This window comes from Mycobacterium sp., assembly GCF_049673265.1.
Classification (GTDB): Bacteria; Actinomycetota; Actinomycetes; order Mycobacteriales; family Mycobacteriaceae; genus Mycobacterium.
This window is the reverse complement of record NZ_JBATXN010000468.1, coordinates 1-6,079: the sequence shown is the minus strand read 5'-3', so window position 1 is coordinate 6,079 and position 6,079 is coordinate 1. Positions and strand designations below refer to the sequence as shown.

At 66.5% G+C, this 6,079-nt stretch carries 6 protein-coding genes and 1 pseudogene; 1 reads left to right on the top strand and 6 read right to left on the bottom strand.

From position 1 onward, the window contains the following. The 6 genes and pseudogenes from carB to pyrR all read right to left on the bottom strand — a co-directional run. A pseudogene (gene carB, locus WBF82_RS16305) lies at positions 1 to 555 on the bottom strand (carbamoyl-phosphate synthase large subunit); the annotation flags it as partial. Next, on the bottom strand, positions 555 to 1,676 hold the full coding sequence (carA, locus tag WBF82_RS16300) for a glutamine-hydrolyzing carbamoyl-phosphate synthase small subunit (protein ID WP_424384015.1): 1,122 nt from the start codon (positions 1,674 to 1,676) through the stop codon (positions 555 to 557). The gene carA and the pseudogene carB, both read right to left, overlap by 1 nt. Continuing rightward, positions 1,673 to 2,185 carry a transporter gene (locus WBF82_RS16295; protein WP_424384014.1) on the bottom strand — a complete coding sequence of 171 codons (513 nt, stop codon included), beginning with the start codon at positions 2,183 to 2,185 and terminating at the stop codon, positions 1,673 to 1,675. Before WBF82_RS16295 ends, carA begins: the two co-directional genes overlap by 4 nt. Beyond that, positions 2,182 to 3,474: a dihydroorotase gene (locus WBF82_RS16290; RefSeq protein WP_424384013.1), complete on the bottom strand. Its 1,293-nt coding sequence runs from the start codon at positions 3,472 to 3,474 to the stop codon at positions 2,182 to 2,184. The genes WBF82_RS16295 and WBF82_RS16290 overlap by 4 nt, the downstream gene beginning before the upstream one ends. Next, positions 3,471 to 4,442 (bottom strand): aspartate carbamoyltransferase catalytic subunit, encoded by a 972-nt coding sequence (locus WBF82_RS16285; RefSeq protein ID WP_424384012.1) that lies wholly within the window; start codon positions 4,440 to 4,442, stop codon positions 3,471 to 3,473. The genes WBF82_RS16290 and WBF82_RS16285 overlap by 4 nt, the downstream gene beginning before the upstream one ends. Further along, the gene (pyrR, locus tag WBF82_RS16280; RefSeq protein ID WP_424384011.1) at positions 4,439 to 5,014 is read right to left on the bottom strand and encodes a bifunctional pyr operon transcriptional regulator/uracil phosphoribosyltransferase PyrR; all 576 of its coding nucleotides are present in this window, start codon (positions 5,012 to 5,014) and stop codon (positions 4,439 to 4,441) included. The genes WBF82_RS16285 and pyrR overlap by 4 nt, the downstream gene beginning before the upstream one ends. 195 nt (positions 5,015 to 5,209) lie before the next feature. On the opposite strand from pyrR, the gene WBF82_RS16275 reads away from it, so the two are divergent. Then, the gene (locus WBF82_RS16275; protein WP_424082987.1) at positions 5,210 to 6,052 is read left to right on the top strand and encodes a DUF6065 family protein; all 843 of its coding nucleotides are present in this window, start codon (positions 5,210 to 5,212) and stop codon (positions 6,050 to 6,052) included. The last annotated feature ends 27 nt before the right edge of the window (positions 6,053 to 6,079 follow it).

Sequence of the window (6,079 nt, the reverse complement as noted above, 5' to 3'; positions counted from 1 at the left end):
GCCCGAGCCCAGACCGCCCATCGTGAACGACGGCCGAACCACGACCGGAAGCCCAAGTTCGGCGACCGTCTCGCGAACCTCGTCCATGGTGAAACACACACGGCTGCGCGCTGATTCACCGCCCACCTTGGCGACGATGTCTTTGAACCGCTGCCGGTCCTCGCCGCGCTGGATGGCGTCGAAATCAGCGCCGATCAGCTCGACGCCGTAGCGCTCCAACACCCCGCTCTCGTAAAGCGCGACTGCCGTGTTGAGCGCGGTCTGCCCGCCCAGGGTGGCCAGCAGCGCATCGATCTTGTTGCCCCGCTCGGCCTGCTGGGAGATCACCCGTTCGACGAAGCCCGGGGTGATCGGCTCGACGTAGGTGTGGTCGGCGTATTCGGGGTCGGTCATGATGGTGGCCGGGTTGGAGTTGACCAGGCTGACCTCGAGGCCTTCGGCCCGCAGCACCCGGCAGGCCTGGGTGCCCGAGTAGTCGAATTCGCAGGCCTGCCCAATCACGATCGGCCCGGAGCCGATCACCAGGACATGTCGCAGGTCGGTACGCCGTGGCACTAGCGGTTCTCCCCTGCCATCAGGTCGACGAACTGGTCGAACAGGTATTCCGCGTCGTGCGGGCCGGCCGCGGCCTCCGGGTGATATTGCACCGAAAAAGCTTTCCCATCAGCAAGTTTGACGCCCTCGACGACGCCGTCGTTGGCGCAGGTGTGGCTGACCACCGCCTGGCCGAACGGAGTGTCGAAGGTTTGGCCGGCTTCTCCCTCCAAGGCGAAGCCGTGATTCTGCGCGGTCACCGCGACCCGCCCGGTGGCGTGGTCCATCACCGGAATGTTGATGCCGCGGTGACCGAACACCATCTTGTAGGTGGACAGGCCCAGCGCCCGGCCCAGGATCTGGTTGCCGAAACAAATGCCGAACAACGGGATTCCGGCGCCCAGCACCGCACGGGTCACCTCGACGATGTGGTCGGCAGTGGCGGGGTCCCCAGGACCATTGGAGAGAAACACACCGTCCGGTTTCATCTCGGCGACCTGCTCGAAGGTCACGGACGACGGCAGCACCAGGCTGCGGACTCCGCGCCGGGCGAAGTTGCGCGGGGTGTTGGTCTTGATCCCAAGATCGATCGCGGCCACGGTGAACCGGTGCGGCCCTTCGGCTTCGACGACGTACTCGCCCGCGGTGCTGACCTGCCCGGCCAAGTCGGCTCCCAGCATCGACTGCTGACCGCGCACCCGGGCCACCAGTTCGTCGGGATGGGCCAGCGAAGTACCGGAGAACACACCCGCCTTCATCGAGCCACGGCTGCGCAGGTGACGGACCACCGCGCGGGTGTCGATGCCGGCGATCCCGACAATGCGCTGCCGAATCAGTTCGTCCTCCAGCGTCCCGGTCGCCCGCCAGTTCGAGGAGCGCGGCGACGGATCGCGTACCGCGTAGCCAGCGACCCAGATCTTGTCGCCGCGGCTTTCGGCGTCCTCGCCGTTCCACCCGGTGTTGCCGATCTGCGGGGCGGTGGCCACCACGATCTGGCGGTGATAGCTGGGGTCGGTCAAGGTTTCCTGATAGCCGGACATGCCGGTGGAAAAGACTGCTTCGCCAAGCGTTTCGCCGACCGCACCGAACGGCGCTCCGGTGAACGTTCGGCCGTCTTCAAGGACCAGCAGGGCTTTAGTCACGAGGCTCCCTCCTGCTGGGATTCCAGCCAACTGGCGTACTCATCGCGGTTGTTCGCCCGAAACCCGAGGTCGATTTCGGTGCCTGACGGCAGTCGCCAACGGATGGCCAGGATGCCGTTGTTCGCCATGGCTTTGCCGACCATGCCGCGCTCGGTGCGGATGGCGGTGATCGACTCCTGCGGAATCCAGATCGGGCCTGCACCGCTGCGCTGCACCATGATTCCCTCCGGGTAGCGGGTCAGCACCGCCTTACTGCGGTAGCCCAGATCGCCGACCGCCACCCGCTCGTGCCAGCTGGGCGCAATCGTGCAGCCGACATACACACCGCGGGTGGCCCCGACGGTCGGCGACCCGACCATGTCGGGTATCGGCGGCAGTGTGCCGATCAGCGCGGCCTGCCGGCGGGCGCGCGCACGCCAGCCACGCATCATCAGCTGGATGATGAACGCGATCAGCACCGCCAGCAGTGCGGCCATGATCAGCGATGCGACCAGTGTTCCGGACTTCACGCGGGGCACTTCCCGTCGCGCGCGGTGATCTTGCCGCGCAACAAGGTTGCGGTCACGGTCGCGGGCAACGTCATCGCTTCGTAGGGAGTGTTGGCCGAGCGGCTGGCCAACTCGGGGCCCTCGACGGTCCAGGTGGCGTCGGGGTCCACCACCGTCAGGTTGGCCGGTTCACCGATTTCCAAGGGCCGGCCGTGGTCGGGCAACCCGGCGATGCGCGCCGGGTTCTCGCTCATCACCCGCGCTACGTCACGCCAGGTCAGCAGACCAGGGACGACCATCGTCTGGACCACCGCAGATAGTGCGGTCTGCAACCCGAGCATGCCAGGCAACGCCGCGGCGAACTCGACGCATTTCTCGTGTTCTGCGTGCGGGGCGTGATCGGTGGCCACACAGTCGATTACCCCGTCGGCCAGCGCTTGACGCAGCGCCTGCGCGTCGGCGGCTTCGCGCAGCGGCGGGTTCACCCGGTTCACCCCGTCGTAGCTGGCCAGCCGGCTGTCGTCAAGCAGCAGGTGGTGAGGGGTTACCTCAGCGGTGATCGAAATACCCTGGGACTTGGCCCATCTGATGATCTCAACGGTTCCCGCGGTGGACGCGTGGCAGATGTGCACCCGGGCGCCGGCGTCGCGGGCCAGGAGGGCGTCGCGGGCCACGATGGACTCCTCGGCGGCCCTCGGCCAGCCCGACAGCCCCAGCTTGGCGGCGGTGGGCCCTTCGTGTGCGACCGCCCCCATGGTAAGCCTGGGCTCTTCGGCGTGCTGGGCGATCAAAACGCCTAAGCCGGTGGCGTATTCCAGCGCGCGGCGCATCACCAGCGGGTCGTACACGCACTTGCCGTCATCGGAGAACATCCGCACCTGTGCGGCTCCGTCGGCCATCATCCCCATCTCGGTGAGCTGGGTTCCGGCCAGCCCCACGGTGATGGCGCCGACGGGGTGCACGTCGACCAGACCGACCTGCTGGCCGCGGTGCCAGACATGATCGGTCACCACCGGGCTATCGGCGACCGGGTTGGTGTTGGCCATCGCGAACACCGCCGTATAGCCGCCGAGAGCGGCAGCGGCCGAACCGGTTTCAATGTCCTCGGCATATTCGCGGCCGGGCTCGCGCAGATGCGTGTGCAGATCGACAAAGCCGGGCAGCAGTATCTGCCCGGTCGCGTCGATGACATCGGCATCGTCTGGAATCGTTAGCGCGGCGCCGATATCGGCGATCTGGCCGTCGTCGACCAGCACGTCGACCCGGTCACCCTCACCGTACGGGCGGACCCCGCGCAACAGCACGCTCATGCCGCGCCTTCTTTTCCGCCGAGCCCTTTGTCGGCCGCCTCTGTTCCTACCAGCAGATGGAACAGCACCGCCATCCGCACGTGAACCCCGTTGGAAACCTGTTGCAGCACCGCCGATTGCGACGAGTCAGCCACCGAGGAGGAGATCTCCATACCGCGCAGCATCGGGCCGGGATGCAGCACCACCGCGTGACCGGGAAGCATCGCCTGGCGCCGTTCGGATAGCCCGTAGCGCACCGAATACTCCCGCGCGGACGGGAAGAAGCCGCCGTTCATTCGCTCGGCCTGTACCCGCAACATCAGCATCGCGTCGGCGGCGGGCAGCTCGGCGTCGAGATCGTAGGAGACGGTGACCGGCCAGTCGGAAACCCCGACCGGCAGCAGGGTCGGCGGCGCCACCAGCACGACCTCGGCACCCAGAGTGGCCAGCAGCATGACGTTGGAACGGGCGACGCGGCTGTGCACGATGTCGCCGACGATGACCACCCGCCGGCCGTCGATGTCACCGAGCCGCTGGCGGATGGTCAGCGCATCCAGCAGCGCCTGGGTGGGATGTTCATGGGTGCCGTCGCCCGCGTTGATCACCGAAGGGCCACCTTCAGCGCTGGCTGTCCAGTCGGCCAGCCGGTGCGCCGCACCCGATGCCGGGTGCCGGATGATCAGCGCGTCGGCGCCGGCCGCGCGCAGCGTCAGCGCGGTGTCGCGCAGCGATTCGCCTTTGCCCACTGACGATCCGGTGGAACTGACGTTGATCACGTCAGCGCTCATCCACTTGCCGGCGACCTCGAACGACACCCGGGTGCGGGTGGAGTTTTCGTAAAACATCGTGATCACGGTCCGGCCCCGCAGCGTCGGCAGCTTGCGGACCTCGCGGCCCATCAGAGCCTGCGCGAACCGGTCGGCATCGTCGAGGATCGCGGTGGCGTCAGCGCGGGACAGGTCGCCGGCGGCAAGTAGGTGCCTGCTCATGGCGCATCCTCCCGGGAGATGACCACGCCGTCGCGGCCGTCGTGTTCGGCCAGCAGCACGTGCACGCTCTCGCTGCGCGAGGTGGGCACATTCTTGCCGACGTAGTCGGCGCGCAACGGCAACTCGCGATGGCCGCGGTCGAGCAGCACCGCCAACTGAACCACCCGCGGTCGGCCGACGTCGCGCAGCGCGTCCAGCGCCGAGCGCACCGAGCGTCCGGAGTAGAGCACGTCGTCGACGAGGATCACCAGGGCGTCGTCGATGCCGCCGGCCGGAATCGAGGTGGCCTCCAACGGCCGGGGCGGCTTTTGCATCAGGTCATCGCGGTACAGGGTGATGTCCAAAGCACCGTGGCCGACTTCGACACCGCTGTATTCGCCGATGTTGGTGGCCAGGCGCTTGGCCAGAATCACACCGCGGGTCGGGATGCCCAGCAGCACGACGCGCGGTGCCTCGGCACTATCCAGCGCGGTCTTTTCGATGATCTGATGCGCGATACGGGAAATGGTGCGGCCCACGTCGGCCGCCGACATCAGTTCGCGGCCCAAAGCGGCGTCACCCGCGGCAACCATGCGAGATCTTGACCTCCTTCTCCGCCTCTCTGGACGGATCGTTAAAGGATGTCGACTGCCGCGCAGCGTAGCACCTCGCGCCATCCCTGCGGAAATGACAGGCTGGGCGCCGCCGGAGCATGACGTGCGCCACGTTTCTGGGGAAAGAAGTTCCAACGTCTGTGGCACCGGATATCCCCAGCTAATCTGCGTCTAATGAGCGACAAGTCCGACGGGCCGGACCGTCCACTGATCGGGTTCCTCACCCGTGACAATGCGCCGCAAATTCACCCGGCATCGACTAACCGGACGTGGATGCGAAAGATGCTGGAGACCAACACAGGTTGGCCTAATCGCTGTCTGCCGATGCTCATCGCCAACCAGAGCGGCTGGGAGCTCCGCAATCCGTGCGCGTTCACCGCTACTTGGATGGGTCATGAGAACGGCGTCGACGTGATCATCGCACCCGATAAGCGCGATGCCGGTCAGCTCCTGCCTCTCAGCCATTTCGGTTACGGGACCCTGACCTGGAATCTGCCGGTGCTGTTTCGCACTCCGCCGGGCTACAACCTGTTGGTCCGCGGACCGGCGAACTATCCGAAGGACGGCGTGTGCGCGTTAGAGGGCGTCGTGGAAACCGACTGGGCAAGCGCGAGTTTCAGCATGAGCTGGAAGCTCACCCGCAAAATGATGCCGGTGCGATTCGAGGTCGACGAGCCGATCTGCATGATCGTCCCACAGCGTCGAGCCGAGCTCGAAGAGTTCGCCCCCGAACTCAGGCGCATCGAGTCTGACGAAGAACTGCAGCGCAAGCATGAGCTTTTTCGCGGCTCACGTAACCCGGCAAAGCAAGCCGAGCAGGTGGCGAGGGTCACCGCGGGAGAGCAAGTGGAGTGGCAAGGCGACTACACGCGGGGCAGGCACACCGACGGGGAGCCTGGGGCACCGGATCACCAGACTCGCCGTCAGCTTCGTCCATTCGCTGCGCCACAACATGACACCAGCGATCGGGCCGCCGGTGTTCGACCTGGTATGTCTGGGCGCAACGCCACTAGCTAACCTGATCCGGGTGAACCTCGAAGGCAA

What these genes read in the sequence shown, in the direction of transcription:
- WBF82_RS16290 (WP_424384013.1), bottom strand. Translation starts at nt 3,474, where the DNA reads ATGAGCGTGCTGTTGCGCGGGGTCCGCCCGTACGGTGAGGGTGACCGG.
- WBF82_RS16285 (WP_424384012.1), bottom strand. Translation starts at nt 4,442, where the DNA reads ATGAGCAGGCACCTACTTGCCGCCGGCGACCTGTCCCGCGCTGACGCC.
- pyrR (WP_424384011.1), bottom strand. Translation starts at nt 5,014, where the DNA reads ATGGTTGCCGCGGGTGACGCCGCTTTGGGCCGCGAACTGATGTCGGCG.
- WBF82_RS16275 (WP_424082987.1), top strand. Translation starts at nt 5,210, where the DNA reads ATGAGCGACAAGTCCGACGGGCCGGACCGTCCACTGATCGGGTTCCTC.